Source organism: Sellimonas caecigallum, assembly GCF_019754295.1.
GTDB classification, from domain to species: Bacteria; Bacillota; Clostridia; order Lachnospirales; family Lachnospiraceae; genus Sellimonas; species Sellimonas caecigallum.
Map to the genome: position 1 here is coordinate 1 of NZ_VIRV01000020.1, position 13382 is coordinate 13382.

15 protein-coding genes and 1 other annotated feature are annotated in these 13382 nt (G+C 46.8%); of the genes, 1 reads left to right on the top strand and 14 read right to left on the bottom strand.

The window, feature by feature from the left end; all coding sequences use genetic code 11:
* The first annotated feature begins 130 nt into the window (after positions 1-130).
* Positions 131-397 carry a hypothetical protein gene (locus FLB61_RS11110; protein ID WP_087201018.1) on the top strand — a complete coding sequence of 89 codons (267 nt, stop codon included), beginning with the start codon at positions 131-133 and terminating at the stop codon, positions 395-397.
* Here the strand turns inward: FLB61_RS11110 and FLB61_RS11115 are convergent, their stop codons facing one another.
* From FLB61_RS11115 to FLB61_RS11175, 14 genes are all read right to left on the bottom strand, one after another.
* Entirely contained in the window at positions 398-754 is a 357-nt protein-coding gene (locus FLB61_RS11115) for a SpoVA/SpoVAEb family sporulation membrane protein (protein WP_087201020.1), read from the bottom strand.
* A 10-nt stretch (positions 755-764) separates the two neighbouring features.
* Positions 765-1781: a stage V sporulation protein AD gene (locus tag FLB61_RS11120; protein ID WP_221920215.1), complete on the bottom strand. Its 1017-nt coding sequence runs from the start codon at positions 1779-1781 to the stop codon at positions 765-767.
* A gap of 57 nt (positions 1782-1838) precedes the next feature.
* Positions 1839-2360 (bottom strand): SpoVA/SpoVAEb family sporulation membrane protein, encoded by a 522-nt coding sequence (locus FLB61_RS11125; protein ID WP_221920185.1) that lies wholly within the window; start codon positions 2358-2360, stop codon positions 1839-1841.
* Complete coding sequence (locus tag FLB61_RS11130; RefSeq protein ID WP_221920186.1) at positions 2348-2770, bottom strand: stage V sporulation protein AB; 423 nt, start codon at positions 2768-2770, stop codon at positions 2348-2350. Before FLB61_RS11130 ends, FLB61_RS11125 begins: the two co-directional genes overlap by 13 nt.
* Positions 2730-3395 carry a stage V sporulation protein AA gene (locus FLB61_RS11135; protein ID WP_087210998.1) on the bottom strand — a complete coding sequence of 222 codons (666 nt, stop codon included), beginning with the start codon at positions 3393-3395 and terminating at the stop codon, positions 2730-2732. Before FLB61_RS11135 ends, FLB61_RS11130 begins: the two co-directional genes overlap by 41 nt.
* Positions 3355-3558 carry a hypothetical protein gene (locus FLB61_RS11140; RefSeq protein WP_221920187.1) on the bottom strand — a complete coding sequence of 68 codons (204 nt, stop codon included), beginning with the start codon at positions 3556-3558 and terminating at the stop codon, positions 3355-3357. Before FLB61_RS11140 ends, FLB61_RS11135 begins: the two co-directional genes overlap by 41 nt.
* Before the next feature lie 51 nt (positions 3559-3609).
* On the bottom strand, positions 3610-4347 hold the full coding sequence (locus FLB61_RS11145; RefSeq protein WP_221920189.1) for a SigF/SigG family RNA polymerase sporulation sigma factor: 738 nt from the start codon (positions 4345-4347) through the stop codon (positions 3610-3612).
* The gene (spoIIAB, locus tag FLB61_RS11150) at positions 4326-4784 is read right to left on the bottom strand and encodes an anti-sigma F factor (RefSeq protein WP_087210995.1); all 459 of its coding nucleotides are present in this window, start codon (positions 4782-4784) and stop codon (positions 4326-4328) included. The genes FLB61_RS11145 and spoIIAB overlap by 22 nt, the downstream gene beginning before the upstream one ends.
* Positions 4781-5095 (bottom strand): STAS domain-containing protein, encoded by a 315-nt coding sequence (locus FLB61_RS11155; protein ID WP_087201031.1) that lies wholly within the window; start codon positions 5093-5095, stop codon positions 4781-4783. Before FLB61_RS11155 ends, spoIIAB begins: the two co-directional genes overlap by 4 nt.
* Positions 5096-5207: 112 nt before the next feature.
* Positions 5208-6620 (bottom strand): tetratricopeptide repeat protein, encoded by a 1413-nt coding sequence (locus FLB61_RS11160; protein ID WP_087210992.1) that lies wholly within the window; start codon positions 6618-6620, stop codon positions 5208-5210.
* Between the two features lie 22 nt (positions 6621-6642).
* Positions 6643-6777 (bottom strand): hypothetical protein, encoded by a 135-nt coding sequence (locus FLB61_RS13155; protein WP_275952214.1) that lies wholly within the window; start codon positions 6775-6777, stop codon positions 6643-6645.
* Positions 6764-8074 carry a bifunctional folylpolyglutamate synthase/dihydrofolate synthase gene (locus FLB61_RS11165; RefSeq protein WP_221920191.1) on the bottom strand — a complete coding sequence of 437 codons (1311 nt, stop codon included), beginning with the start codon at positions 8072-8074 and terminating at the stop codon, positions 6764-6766. Before FLB61_RS11165 ends, FLB61_RS13155 begins: the two co-directional genes overlap by 14 nt.
* Before the next feature lie 11 nt (positions 8075-8085).
* Positions 8086-10308, bottom strand: coding sequence for an LTA synthase family protein (locus tag FLB61_RS11170; RefSeq protein ID WP_221920193.1), 2223 nt, complete (start codon positions 10306-10308; stop codon positions 8086-8088).
* 16 nt (positions 10309-10324) lie between these two features.
* A complete protein-coding gene (locus tag FLB61_RS11175) occupies positions 10325-12973 on the bottom strand; it encodes a valine--tRNA ligase (RefSeq protein WP_221920195.1) in 2649 nt (882 codons plus the stop codon).
* 122 nt (positions 12974-13095) lie between these two features.
* Positions 13096-13321, bottom strand: a binding site (T-box leader).
* Positions 13322-13382: the final 61 nt, after the last annotated feature.

The following is a 13382-nucleotide window of genomic DNA, read 5'->3' on the forward strand; positions in this document are numbered from 1 at the left end:
GTACCACAAGATTAAGCGGAAGAAAAACCGTTGATTTTCTTTACAATCCACTCTTACGATGATATCATAAGGGGCACAAAGGCATGGAACCTGGCAAAATGTCTACTATATCTTTCGAGGGAGGGATCATATGTTTCGTTTATGGGGCAAGACATGGAAGAGCAACCGTCTGCTCTCGGATACCGTCATCTGCGATGACTCTGAGGACACACGTACTCATAAGGTTCTGCGGGCTTTGGAACAGATCTGCTATGAATTCGACTTGAGCAAGCCGATCTGGCTTGACTCTTCCATCGAAGAGTTCCGCCGCCACGCAAAAGTCCGTTTCTATCAGGACAGCTTCATCGACAGCATCGATTTTGATTATCTCGAAATCGAAGTGATCGAAGAAGACTGATCACTTTTTCATCCTTGGCTCAAAGATCAGAGAAGCCGCATATCCAAAGACGAGGGCAGCGGAGATACCTACAGCGCTTGACGTAAATCCTCCCTCGAAGATTCCGATGAATCCATGGGTCTGCACGGCTTCTCTGACTCCTTTAAAAAGTGTATTTCCAAATCCGAGCAGCGGCACGCTGGCGCCTGCACCTGCAAATTTGACAAATGGTTCGTACAACCCCAAAAATCCAAGCGCTGTCCCGGAGCATACAAGAAGCACCATGATCCGACCCGGCATCAGTTTTGTTCTGTCCATGAGTATCTGTACGAGGGCGCAGATCAGCCCTCCTACCCAGAAAGCATTGATATAATCCATGATCTCCTCCTTATCCGTTTACATGTTCCAGCACGATCCCATGAGCGATTCCCGGCACACTCTCTCCTTCATTGAAGCTGACCGTGGACATCAGCGCCCCCGTTGGAACAAACAGTACTTTCCTCCACTCTCCTTTTTCGATCTTTGGGAGAACGTAAGATGCAAGTGTTATAGCCGCACAGCCGCAGCCGCTTCCCCCGGCATGAGTGTCCTGCGTTTTCTGGTCAAAAATCTTCATCCCGCAGTCCATGTGTTTCTTCGAGATGTCTTTTCCTTTTCTCCGAACAAGATCGAACAAAATACTCTGTCCAATATACCCCAGATCTCCGGTAACGATCTGATCGTACTCTTCCACATCTCTTCCAAAATCTTCCAGATTCTGCGTGATGGTATCACAAGCGGCCGGGGCCATACATGCCCCCATATTCTGGGAATCTTTCAGTCCAAAATCCACAATTTTCCCAACGGTCACACCTGTTACTCTGACATTGCTTTTCTGTGTACTCACAACGAAGGCGCCGCTGCCTGTCACTGTCCACTGGGCCGAGAGCGGCCTTTGGGTGGCGTATCCAAGGGGAAAACGAAATTCTTTTTCCGCACTTCCGAAATGGCTGGATGTGACCGCCAGTACATGATCCCCATATCCTGCTGCCACACTCATAGCACTCAGGGCGATCGCCTCCCCGGACGTGGAACACGCTCCAAAAAGCCCAAACATCGGTATTTTCAGGGCTTCGATCCCCATGGACGTGGCCACTCCCTGGCGTAGAAGGTCTCCGCCAAATAGAAACCGGATATCCTGGGGCAAAAGTCCCGCCTTCTCCACAGCTTTTAAACACGCCCTTTTTTGCATCTCACTTTCCGCTTCTTCCCACGACTCTTTTCCAAAGAGATTATCCTTCCCCTTTCCAAGCTCATCAAAACAATTTCCCAGAGGTCCTTCGCCCTCCTTCTTTCCTGCGATGGACGCTGCGCTCAAAATATAGGGCGATACCGCAAAGTAAAGGCTCTGCTTTCCTTTCATCATTCCGTTTTTCAATCTGATCCCTGCCTTTCTTTCTCTGAATCTTTTTGTCGTCTTTTCCTACCATGCGATGCCTGCCAGCCTGCACAGGTAATATAAAAATCCAAAGATCCAGCTTGCCGTGATCCCGTACAGGATGACAGGACCGGCAATGGTAAAAATCTTACATCCGATTCCAAATACCTGCCCTTCCTTCTTGTACTCAATAGCAGGCGCCGCCACAGAGTTGGCAAATCCGGTAATCGGAACGAGTGCGCCTGCACCGCCCCATTTGGCTATTTTCGTATAGAGTCCAAATCCCGTCAGGATCACGCTCAAAAGCACAAGCAGCATGGACGTGTAGCTCCCGCTAAGTTCCTGATCCATTCCTGTACTCTTCAAATAATTTTGTATTGCTTGTCCTATTACGCAGATGGTTCCTCCTGTGAGAAATGCATGCAGCATATTTTTATACAAGTTGTGCACCGGCGTCTTCTGTTTGACATACTCCTCATACGCCTTCTGTTTCTGTGCCTGTTTTGTATTCTGTGCTTTTTTCAAAATCCTTTCCTCCTTTTTCTGTCTGTCATCTATTTTCCCCATCTGTTCAGGAAAAATACAAACGCTCCCACCCCTTTGCCAAGCGCCATACCGATAATGATCCATGGGATCGCTCGAAACAGCTTGATCCTGCGGATAAAAATCGGAAAAATATTCAGGATCTCAGCCAGAGCCATCGCCCAGCATCCTACGAATATGCCGGAGAACAGACCGAACAGCGGAAGAAGCACCTCTCCGTGGGGAATGGGAATCTGGAAGATATACATGATATTTGCAATGATCCCCCCAAGCGCAATGGAATCTTCATATAAGAGAATATTTTTTCCTGTGTGGGTTCGATCCGCAAAAACGGAAATAACGCCAAGTCCGATGATAAAGGAAAAGAGCCCTCCCGCGATCGCGGCCCCGGCGCTAACCCCTATGACTGCCAATATGATCTGGTGTGTCCACATCGATTTCCTGCTCCTTTCTGGAATATTCATCGATGAGTGTAACCTGTATCTCATCTTCGTACGTACGCATCTCTACTTCCATCGGCGTAGGATCTACAGAAAACCGTTTTCTTCCAAAATGGTTGAAGAAAATCAGAATCCCTACGCTCATACCGATACAGTACGTCACTTCCAGAATGGTAAAACCGTCTGACGTCTTTCCTGTCACAAGCACATATATTTGTTTGAATAGTTCCGAGGCTCCCACATCGTTGTTAAATGACATGATGGAATATGCTGCACCGATAAAAGTGATCAAAAGAACCATCGAACTTTTCAATATATAATAGGCTTTCCCGTGTTTCTTTTGTTCCTCCCGTGTGACGATCATATCCGTCTCTCCCAGATTTTCTACTGTCAGGTTTGGATAAATCTCATGTATCACAGATATGATTTTCAAGACAGAGATAACAGCTCTTTGCCTTCCTCCTTCCGGCATCTTCAGAATACAGATGGATTTCAGCCGGTTTACGATATTTTGGTCCGCACATTCCATGGAGACGATATCTCCCATCAGTACTTCATTTTTTGTGACTTCTTTGTTTTTATCCCCTTTGATGTAAAGCGTCTGTGATGAAGCCGCCATCTGTATCCCCCCTTTGCATGTCCATGATCTTTACGAGTGTCCCGTCTTTTTTGTCTGTCTGCGTTTCTGTCTTTGCAGTCAGGACGTAAATGATCCCAACCGTTACCGCCAAAAGTACGACACAGATAAGGCATATCCGTATCTTTCTTTTTTCCTGTTCCATCTTTCCCACCTTCTCTTTCTTTCAAAGGTAGTATGCCGGATCAGGGAAAAATTATACCTCGGATATGCCTTTCTTTTCTTTTGCCTCATTTCTCATACGGTTCAGTATCTTTTTTTCCAGGCGGGAAACCTGGACCTGAGAGATCCCCAGAAGTTTTCCAGTCTGAGACTGAGTCCGATTTTCGAAGTACCTGAGGTAGATCAGGCGCCTTTCCTCCTTTCCCAATGTTTCCAGAAGCGACTGCAAAAACATACGGTCAATGATTTCTTCCGTTCTCTCCTTTTCTTCGAGCCTGTCCATCAGCTCTACCTCACTCCCGTCACTTTGATGGATAGGCCTGTACAGTGACTCCACCTCCGTGGCTGCCTCCATAGCCTGCACAAGTTCCTCCTTCTCCACCCCGAGAATGTCTGAAAGTTCCTCTACGGTAGGTTCCCTTTCCATTTTCCTCGTAAACTGTTCTTTTTCCTTCCCCGCTTTCGCGGCCAATTCTTTCAGAGAACGGCTTACCTTCAGCATACCGTCATCTCTTAAGAATCTCCTGATCTCCCCGGAGATCATGGGAACCGCATAAGTCGAGAATCTTACATCGTAGGAAAAATCAAATTTATCAATAGCTTTCAAAAGTCCGATGACACCAATCTGAAACAAATCTTCCGCCTCGGTTCCCCGGCCATAAAACCGCTTTACCACACACCAGACAAGCCCTGTATTTTCCGTCACAAGTGTCTCCTTTGCCGTTTCATCCCCGTTTTGTGAACGTAAGATCAATTCGGCTGTATGGTCCATCCTGCCCTTCCTTTACCTATGATTTTTTTCATTTTTACCGTAGTTCCCTGGCCTGGAGCAGATTCCACTTCCAGTCCATCCATAAAAGCTTCCATGAATGCAAACCCCATGCCGGAGCGCTCCAGTTCCGGTTTCGTCGTAAACATGGGCTGCATGGCCTTTTCAATATCTTCGATCCCCCGCCCATTGTCTTTTACCGCAATTTCCAGCGTCTTCCCTTCCGTACAGCAGAGGATCGATATCTTATGCACTTCATTTTCGTATCCGTGTATGATGGCGTTTGTGACCGCTTCTGACACTGCAGTCTTCACGTCCGCCACTTCCTCTATGGTCGGATTCAGCTGCGTAAGAAAAGCCGCCACTGCAACTCTTGCAAATCCTTCATTTTCCGAGCAGCTGTCAAATATGATTTCCATTTCATTCGTATTCCTGTTCATTTCGTCTCCTCCTCATAAATTCGTACAATTTTTGTCACTCCCGACATTTTCAGTATTTTTTTCATACGTTCATTCAGATGGGCAGCCCAGACTTCTCCCCCGGTAAGATGCAGTTTCCGGTATCGTCCCATAATGACTCCGATCCCCGAGCTGTCCATGAAGTTTGTCTCCCCGAAATCAAAGATTACATATTTAATATGATTTCTGTCAATCTGCCTGTCCGTCTCCCTGCGTATTTCCTCCGTTGTATGATGATCCAGTTCCTTGGGAAGATAAATCGTCAGACAGTTTTCTTCCACCTGATACTCCATTGTCATTTCCCCCTTATTAAACATTTCATTTTACTTTACAGAAAAGTCCAAAGACTTTTCCACAGAATAACAAAAGGATACGGTATTTTTCCGTATCCTCTTTCGTATCTTGCTATTCGGTTGTGTCTTGTTCCTGACTTGATGAATCTTCTGCGCCTTGTCCATTCTGATCTGCCGCCGCATTCTGATTCGCCGCATTTTGATCTGCCGCTGCATTTAGTGCTTCCAGCTTGGACTGCGCCTCTTCTGCCATCTCTGTTCCTGAGAACTGTTCCGTCACTTTCTGATAATAGGTTTTTGCATTATTTGTATCTCCAGTAGCCTCGTAGGCCTGCGCCAGCACGTACATGGCATTTCCGTCGTCATATTCTTCATCCATCTTTACGACCATCGCAAGGGCTTCCACCGCTGTATCGTAGTTCTTCACATCAAAGCTTGCGATCCCTCGGTTATACTGTCTTCTGCAGACGCTCGGGAAAATGCTGTCCGCCAACTTGTCATACTGTGCTTTTCCATCCTCACCAAGGGAATCCTTGTTGATGGAAAGAAGCGTCGACGCCAGATTCTGGTTGCTCTCTGTTCCTGCCGCATATTTTGTCGTAACATCCAGCAAAGCTTCGTAACTCGACTGCGTGGATTTGGCTGTCTCCTTCGCCGTCTGTGCTTCATCGCTCTTTGTCCGGTATCCTTCCAGCTCCTTTTTTAAAGCGCTGATCTCGGATTTCTGTGTCGCGATCTGATCGCTTGCCTCCACGATACTTTCATTTGCCTCCTGAGACTTGGACTGGTTGACTGCCGGCATGATCAAAAACCACATGACAGCCGCCCCTACGAGAATACCGATGGCGATATTCACGATGGTAAACATCGGGGAATTTTCCCGCACTCCCTGAGCCGGCTGAATGATGGTCTCATTGCCAAGTTTATAGCTGACTGCCGGCTGCTCCTTTCCTTCCTTGATGCTGACCGCTTTTTTCTTTTGTGCACGGTTCAGCTCGTGGAGATAAGAAAGAGTGATCGGATCCGTCGTATCCAGTCTGTGAGCCTTTCTCAGCACCTGACGCGCCTTCCCGTACTGCTCCGTATGCAGGTAAAGCAGACCAAGGAGCTGATACGCTTTCAGGAATGACGGATGCTCCGTCACCACTTTCTTCAGCTGGATGATCGCCAGATCTTCCCCTCCCTGGCTGCAGTACTGAAGACACTGGTTATATTTTTTTACTACCTGATTGATGACTTCCAGTTCGCTTTTGGACGACTGCACTTTCTGTATATAATACTCTGCAATATTTCCCGATGCCTGGAAATTTCTGCTGATGATCCACTGCACAAGCGCTTCCGCCACCTCTCCTCTTCCGTACAGCAAAAGACCCAGGAGATTTCTTGCAGTGATATTGGACTGGCTGTACTGAAGACTTCTCCGAAGGGATGCAATAGCTCCCGTCATATCCTGGATCTGCGCTCTTTTCAGCCCGTCATTGTACCAATAGTTTGACTGATACTCTAATTTTTTCTTGATATCCATGAAATCCTCCCCTGATTTCCTGCTACTTGGATTTTTCCACCACTTCTTTTAGTATCTCCGACATATCTGTCAGGTCTTCCTGGTAAACTGCTTTTTCGATATCTTCCACTTCCAGACTCGGCTGGAATTTTTTCAGTTCTTCTTCAAAATTCAGCATATTCAGACCTCCTTAACAACGCTTCGATTTCTCCTGCGAGATACAGGGAACCGAAACAGTAAACCATATCGTCTTCCCGTTTCTCCTGCATGGCCCACTGCCACGCTTTCTCTGATGTATCTTCTGTAAACACAGGCTTGTCTGTGTATTTTTCAAAATCTTCTTTCAGTTCTTCTTTCGGCACCCGCCTGGCACTTTCCACTTCTGTGACGATGATCAGATCTGCCGGTATCTCCCTGCATATGTACGAGATCATCTCGTCGTAATGTTTTTCTTTCAGCGCTGAAAAAAGAAGGATGATCCGCCCTCTTTTTTCCATCCCGTCGATCCTTGCACGGACACTCTCCGCCAACGCTTTGACGGCCGGCATATTGTGCGCACCGTCCAGTATCACGCCTTCTTTTACTTCTTCCATCCTGGCAGGCCACCTCATATGACGAAGTGCCTGGCTCCACGATTCATGATGCTCTTTCAGGAGAAGACTCATCCCTTCAAGAGCCAGCACTACGTTGGCGGGCTGGTAAGTTCCTGCCATAGGGATTTCCCATTCAGCAGTATCATCATACCGGTTTACCGTGGAAAAAGCAATATTTTTGCCCGTGATTTTCCGGATTTCGTACGCATTTTCCGTGATTTCTCTACAATACACGCCGGCATTTTCCGCCGCTTTTTTCAGGACTTTCGCAGCGTCTGGATTCGATCCGTCCATGACAAGCGGAACACCGCTTTTGATGATCCCTGCCTTTTCCGCCGCAATGGCTTCCACGGTATCCCCGAGGATATCCATGTGATCCATTCCGATGGACGTAATAACTGTAAGAACCGGCTTTTCAATGCTGTTTGTGGCGTCAAGCCGCCCTCCAAGACCGGTCTCAAGAATGATGTACTCCATATCTTCCGTGGCGAAAGCCTTCATCGCCATCCCGAAAAGGAATTCAAAATAAGTCGGATGTCCAAGGCCATCCGCTTCCATCTCAAGCGCAATGTTCTGAACTTCCCGGAATATGTCCGTAAACCTCTCCTCTGTGATGAATCTGCCGTTCATACTGATCCGCTCACAGATGGAGATCAGATGCGGCGAAATAAACATTCCTGTCCTCTTTCCCTCGCACAAAAGAATCGCCTGCATGCAGGCACAAACCGATCCTTTTCCGTTTGTACCTGCCACATGGATGACTTTCCGTCCCTTTTGCGGACTTCCAAGCCTCCTTAAAAATTCCTTTGTGTGTTCCAGAGTATGTTTCTTCGTAAACATCTGCAGACTGTCAATATATTCCACCGCTTCCTGAAAATTCATCTTCTGATCCCCTATTCTTCCTTTTTCTCATCCGTGCCTTCAAATTCTTCCACCCAGTTCTTTCCTGGCTGGTCCTGCTCTTCTTCCGGCGCAAGCGTCAAGTTTCCGCCCTGGTAGACATATTTCTTCGACGTGTGGAATACCGTGCTGCTGGATCCCATCTGAACGACTTTTATGATGTCCCCTTCTTCCAGTTTACAATCTGTTAGCTGCACCCGAGTATTATTCAGGAACTTTGACTCCTGCTGCTCGTCATTGACAAAAATCTTGCTTTGTTTTGTAAAGTTTTCTCCGTACAAGCTGTAACTGTCCTCTTCTCCAAGCTGCGGAACGATGTCTGTCAGTACGACGTCTTTGACACCCATCCTCATATGCCCTTCCGTGATCGGCGGTTCGCCGTCATACACGTCCTTTTCTCCGTACAGGATATCATACTGGAGCAGCTCCAGATCTTTCAGATAGTCCTTTGTCTGTCTTCTTGTCTGGTGATAGTTAAACACTGTACCTGAGTGGATTCCCAGTCTCTCAAACACGTCCGACATGATCTGATAGGACGGAATATTCCGGTCTTCCTTTTCCAGGCCGATATTGTCCCAGATCACATAGTTTGTATTGTACAGATATCGGTTTTTTAGATCCTTTGCCTCAAGTCCCATAGTCGGAAGATGATCCCCGTAAAATACGATGACGGAAGGTTCATTTCTCGCCTCTACAGCTTCCACAAGATGCTGTGCAAACTGATCCATCTCGTAAATCATGTTCACATAATACTCCCAGGCATTCTGGCGCTCTTCATCTTCCATTCCCGTCACTTTGATCTTCGGGTTTTCAAGGACTTTCTCCGTCGGGTAATCTCCGTGTCCCTGTACACTGACTGTGAAGATGAAATCCTGACGTTCATCTGTATCCATGGCATCCATGATATGTTCCACAAGGATATCATCCTTTGCCCAGTTGTTTGGGGTAAGCTGGAGGATGTTCATAAATTCTTTGCTTGTAAAGCTGTCGAATCCCATATTGTTAAACACTCTTGCACGGCTGTAGAAATTACCGCCATTGTTGTGAAGGGCGTGCGTACCGTACCCGAGTTCCCCCAGAGCTGTCGCAGCGCTTTCGCACACTTCCGTTTTCAGCTTTGTTTTAAACGGATATTCTCCCGGGCCGAAATATCTCATATTCATCCCTGTGAGAACCTCAAACTCTGTGTTGGCCGTCCCGGCGCCAACGGAAGGTACTTTGAAATAACCGGTAGAATAGTTTTGAAACATCTTTCTCAGATTCGGGATCGGATCTTCGGAAAGCTGATAGTACTCTACCTCTGTCGGGTCAAAAAAGGATTCCAGCTGAACGAAAATAATATTCGGAAGCTTCTCACTGTCCGTTTTTGTCTCGGTAAGCTTCCCGTCTTTATTGATGTTGTCCATCGTCTCCTGGCTGTAGCCGTTTGGCTCGTCGATCCCGGTATTGAAAAGACTGGCCGAGAAACAATACGGAAGTCCGTAGTCTTCATACGCAAACGCAATGTTTCCAAAATAGGTGGATACGACTCTTTTATCTACCGCCTGATTGGATACAAACATGTAGACAACGCACCAGAACCCAATGCCAAGAAGCGCTAACCACCGGTGCATCTTTCCTGTATACTGTCCCCCTCTTCGCCACATGGCGATAACCCATATGATGACAGCCACCGTTCCCACTCCCAGAAGGATCAGCTCATACACTGCAAAGTAATTTGTGAAAAGGGACAGCCCTTCTGTCAATGCTTTCAGATCCTGCGCATTAAACGGCGTCACACGTTTCAGGAGCATGGCTCCGTTGATCACTCCAAGCGCAATCCACAGGACGCTGATGAGGATCCTTGTAAACACCCTTCGCCGGAATAGATATACGACGGAGAATGTGACAAAGATCATAAAGGAATTGTAAAAAAATACAAGGGGCGTCTCTGTCATATACTCCCATGCCTCAAAGAAGGAATGTCTGGAGATCACTTCGATGACAAAGTTGATAACCATAGCCCAGAGGGCATGGAAGATAAGGGAGAACCGGTTCATGAACCGGTATACCGGCGCCATTTTTCTTGCGAACGCGCTGTTTCTCCTCTCTTCCAGTATTCGCTCTCTTCGTTCTTTTTTTCTCTGATGCTTTTCTTTTATATCTGCTTTGCTCATGTGGCGCAGCTCTTTCAATTTTCCTTTGATATCAGGTTTTGTAAAGTGGATTTTTTTCATGATTACCTCTCGTCTGCTACTTCATAAACGATGCAAGACGTTCCTTAACCTGTTCCATCATCTGTGTATATTTTTCCAGTTTTGCACGCTCTTCCTGGACCTTTGCCTCCGGCGCTTTGCTCATGAATTTCTCGTTGTTCAGCATTCCGTTTACGCGGGCCAGCTCTTTTTTGAGCTTTTCTTCTTCTTTCAGAAGACGTTCCTTCTCCTGTTCAAAGTCGATCAGGTCTTCCAGCGGCATGTACACAGCTCCGTCCGGAACCACAATGGAAACTGCATCTTCAGAGACTCCCTCTTTTGTTTCCTGGATCAGAACCTCACTTGCATTCATCAATGGTTTTACTGATTCTTTTAAAGTTTCAAATCCCTCACAAAGTTCCTTATCTTCAGAGACGATGAATACTTTCGCCTTCCGTCCGTTTGGCACATTCATTTCTGCGCGTGCATTTCTCACTCCGCGCACGATTTCCTTCAGATGTTCCACGATATTTTCTTCCGCCGGGAATGCCCATTCTTCTGTGTATACCGGCCATGAGGACATCATCAAGGATTCCTCTTCCGGTACGAGCGCACTGTAAATCTCTTCCGTCACAAACGGCATGTACGGGTGGAGAAGTTTCAGAGCATTTCCAAGTACGGTCTTTAATGTCCAAAGTGCGGCATTGGCTGCCTTATAATTCTCATCTGCATAGTAGATGCGGTATTTTGCCATCTCAATATACCAGTCACAGAATTCATCCCAGATAAAATCATATACTTTCTGTACCGCAATTCCCAGTTCAAATTTATCCATGTTCTCTGTCACGTCTTTTGCAAGCGTATTTACCTTTGAGAGGATCCACTTGTCTGACGGCGACAGATCCGTATCGTCCGGCCGGCTGATGACTTTGTCTTCCATATTCATAAGGATAAAGCGGGATGCATTCCATACTTTGTTGGCAAAATTTCTGTTTGCCTCCACCTTTTCTCTGTAGAAACGCATATCGTTTCCAGGAGCATTTCCTGTCACTACCGTAAGTCTCAGGGCGTCGGCTCCGTACTGGTCGATGATCTCCAGCGGATCGATCCCGTTTCCAAGCGACTTACTCATCTTTCTTCCCTGATCATCCCTGATCAGCCCGTGGAAAAATACCGTGTGGAACGGACATTTTCCAGTGTGTTCAAACCCGGAAAATACCATTCGGATTACCCAGAAGAAGATGATATCGTACCCTGTGACAAGTACGTCCGTCGGATAGAAATAATCCAGTTCTTCTGTCTGCTTTGGCCATCCAAGTGTGGAGAACGGCCACAGGGCGGAAGAAAACCACGTATCCAGTGTATCTTCATCCTGTGTAAAGTGTGTGCATCCGCATTTCGGACATACTTCCGGAGCACCTTTTGATACGATCATCTCTCCACATTCATCACAGTAGTAAGCCGGAATCCGATGTCCCCACCAGATCTGTCTGGAAATACACCAGTCTCTGATATTGTTCAGCCACTGCATATACACTTTGTTCATCCGTTCCGGAATCAGTTTTAATTCTCCTGTTTCTAGCGCTTTGATGGCTGGCTTTGCAAGCTCTTCCATCCGTACGAACCACTGCTGTTTGATGAGCGGCTCTACTGTCTGTTTGCATCGTTCATGCACACCTACATTATGTGCATATTCTTCTACTTTTACAAGGTAACCCTGGTCTTTCAGATCCTGAACGATCGCTTCTCTTGCTTCGTAGCGGTCCATTCCCGCATATTTGCCTCCGTTCTCGTTGATGGTGGCGTCATCGTTCATGATATTGATTTCTTCCAGGTTGTGGCGTTTTCCGATTTCAAAGTCGTTCGGATCATGTGCCGGCGTCACTTTCATGGCTCCGGTTCCAAATTCTTTGTCTACATAGGAATCGGCAATGATCGGGATCTCCTTGTTTACAAGCGGAAGGATCGCCATTTTTCCGATAATGTCCGTGTAGCGCTCATCATCCGGATTGACTACGATAGCCGTATCTCCAAGCATGGTCTCCGGACGTGTCGTTGCGATCACAAGGCTTCTGTCTGTGCCTGCGATCGGATAACGGATATGCCAGAAATGTCCTGCCTGCTCCTCATGCTCTACTTCCGCATCGGAAAGAGAAGTCTGACATACCGGGCACCAGTTGATGATTCTTGATCCCTTGTAGATATATCCCTTTTCATAAAGTCTGATAAAAACTTCTTCTACCGCCTCGCTGCATCCTTCGTCCATGGTAAACCGTTCCCTGTCCCAGTCACAGGAAACGCCAAGTTTCTTAAGCTGTGACTCGATAGTTCCGGCATATTCTTCTTTCCATTCCCATGTACGTTTTAAGAATCCTTCTCTTCCGAGATCTCTTTTGTCGATCCCTTCTTTTTTCAGCTGATCAGTCACTTTTACTTCCGTGGAGATGGCCGCGTGATCCGTACCCGGGATCCACAGTGCATTGTATCCCTGCATCCGTTTGTAACGGATCAGGATATCCTGCAGCGTATTGTCAAGCGCATGTCCCATGTGAAGTTTTCCTGTGATGTTCGGCGGAGGCATTACCGTTGTAAACGGTTTTCTGCTCCTGTCTACTTCTGCGTGAAAATACTTGTTTTCACACCACTTTTCATAAAGCTTTGGTTCAATCTCTTTTGGATTGTACGTTTTTTCTAACTGCCTGCTCATGCTTTCCTCCTCATACTCATTACAAAGCTGGCCCTTTTCGCGCTCCCTCCCGGGAAGTATTTTATTCCGGAGGCAAAGTCCAGAGAACTTTCCTGTAGAATAAAAAACACCCTTTACATATTGTAAAGGGCGTATAACCGCGGTACCACCTTTTTTATACGGGTATGTGTATCCCATATATCTCATCTGTTCTGTAACGGAAACTACCCCGGGATATCTTACTTGGTCTGTTCGGATATCCGGCTCCAAAGCTACCTTCCACAACTCCTTCTTGCAATTACCTTTCAGCCTGCGGGCAATTTTCTCTGTCAAGGACAGGTGTGTACTCCTCTTCTTCAACACCTTTAAATATGAAACTACGTTTAATCATAGACACGAAAAAGTCGTTTGTCAAGGCGTTCATGGAATT

Excerpts from the sequence above, each read along its gene's own strand:
- FLB61_RS11110 (WP_087201018.1), top strand. The coding sequence starts at position 131 with ATGTTTCGTTTATGGGGCAAGACATGGAAGAGCAACCGTCTGCTCTCG.
- FLB61_RS11115 (WP_087201020.1), bottom strand. The coding sequence starts at position 754 with ATGGATTATATCAATGCTTTCTGGGTAGGAGGGCTGATCTGCGCCCTC.
- FLB61_RS11120 (WP_221920215.1), bottom strand. The coding sequence starts at position 1,781 with ATGATGAAAGGAAAGCAGAGCCTTTACTTTGCGGTATCGCCCTATATT.
- FLB61_RS11125 (WP_221920185.1), bottom strand. The coding sequence starts at position 2,360 with ATGGGGAAAATAGATGACAGACAGAAAAAGGAGGAAAGGATTTTGAAA.
- FLB61_RS11130 (WP_221920186.1), bottom strand. The coding sequence starts at position 2,770 with ATGTGGACACACCAGATCATATTGGCAGTCATAGGGGTTAGCGCCGGG.
- FLB61_RS11135 (WP_087210998.1), bottom strand. The coding sequence starts at position 3,395 with ATGGCGGCTTCATCACAGACGCTTTACATCAAAGGGGATAAAAACAAA.
- FLB61_RS11140 (WP_221920187.1), bottom strand. The coding sequence starts at position 3,558 with ATGGAACAGGAAAAAAGAAAGATACGGATATGCCTTATCTGTGTCGTA.
- FLB61_RS11145 (WP_221920189.1), bottom strand. The coding sequence starts at position 4,347 with ATGGACCATACAGCCGAATTGATCTTACGTTCACAAAACGGGGATGAA.
- spoIIAB (WP_087210995.1), bottom strand. The coding sequence starts at position 4,784 with ATGAACAGGAATACGAATGAAATGGAAATCATATTTGACAGCTGCTCG.
- FLB61_RS11155 (WP_087201031.1), bottom strand. The coding sequence starts at position 5,095 with ATGGAGTATCAGGTGGAAGAAAACTGTCTGACGATTTATCTTCCCAAG.
- FLB61_RS11160 (WP_087210992.1), bottom strand. The coding sequence starts at position 6,620 with ATGGATATCAAGAAAAAATTAGAGTATCAGTCAAACTATTGGTACAAT.
- FLB61_RS13155 (WP_275952214.1), bottom strand. The coding sequence starts at position 6,777 with ATGCTGAATTTTGAAGAAGAACTGAAAAAATTCCAGCCGAGTCTGGAA.
- FLB61_RS11165 (WP_221920191.1), bottom strand. The coding sequence starts at position 8,074 with ATGAATTTTCAGGAAGCGGTGGAATATATTGACAGTCTGCAGATGTTT.
- FLB61_RS11170 (WP_221920193.1), bottom strand. The coding sequence starts at position 10,308 with ATGAAAAAAATCCACTTTACAAAACCTGATATCAAAGGAAAATTGAAA.
- FLB61_RS11175 (WP_221920195.1), bottom strand. The coding sequence starts at position 12,973 with ATGAGCAGGCAGTTAGAAAAAACGTACAATCCAAAAGAGATTGAACCA.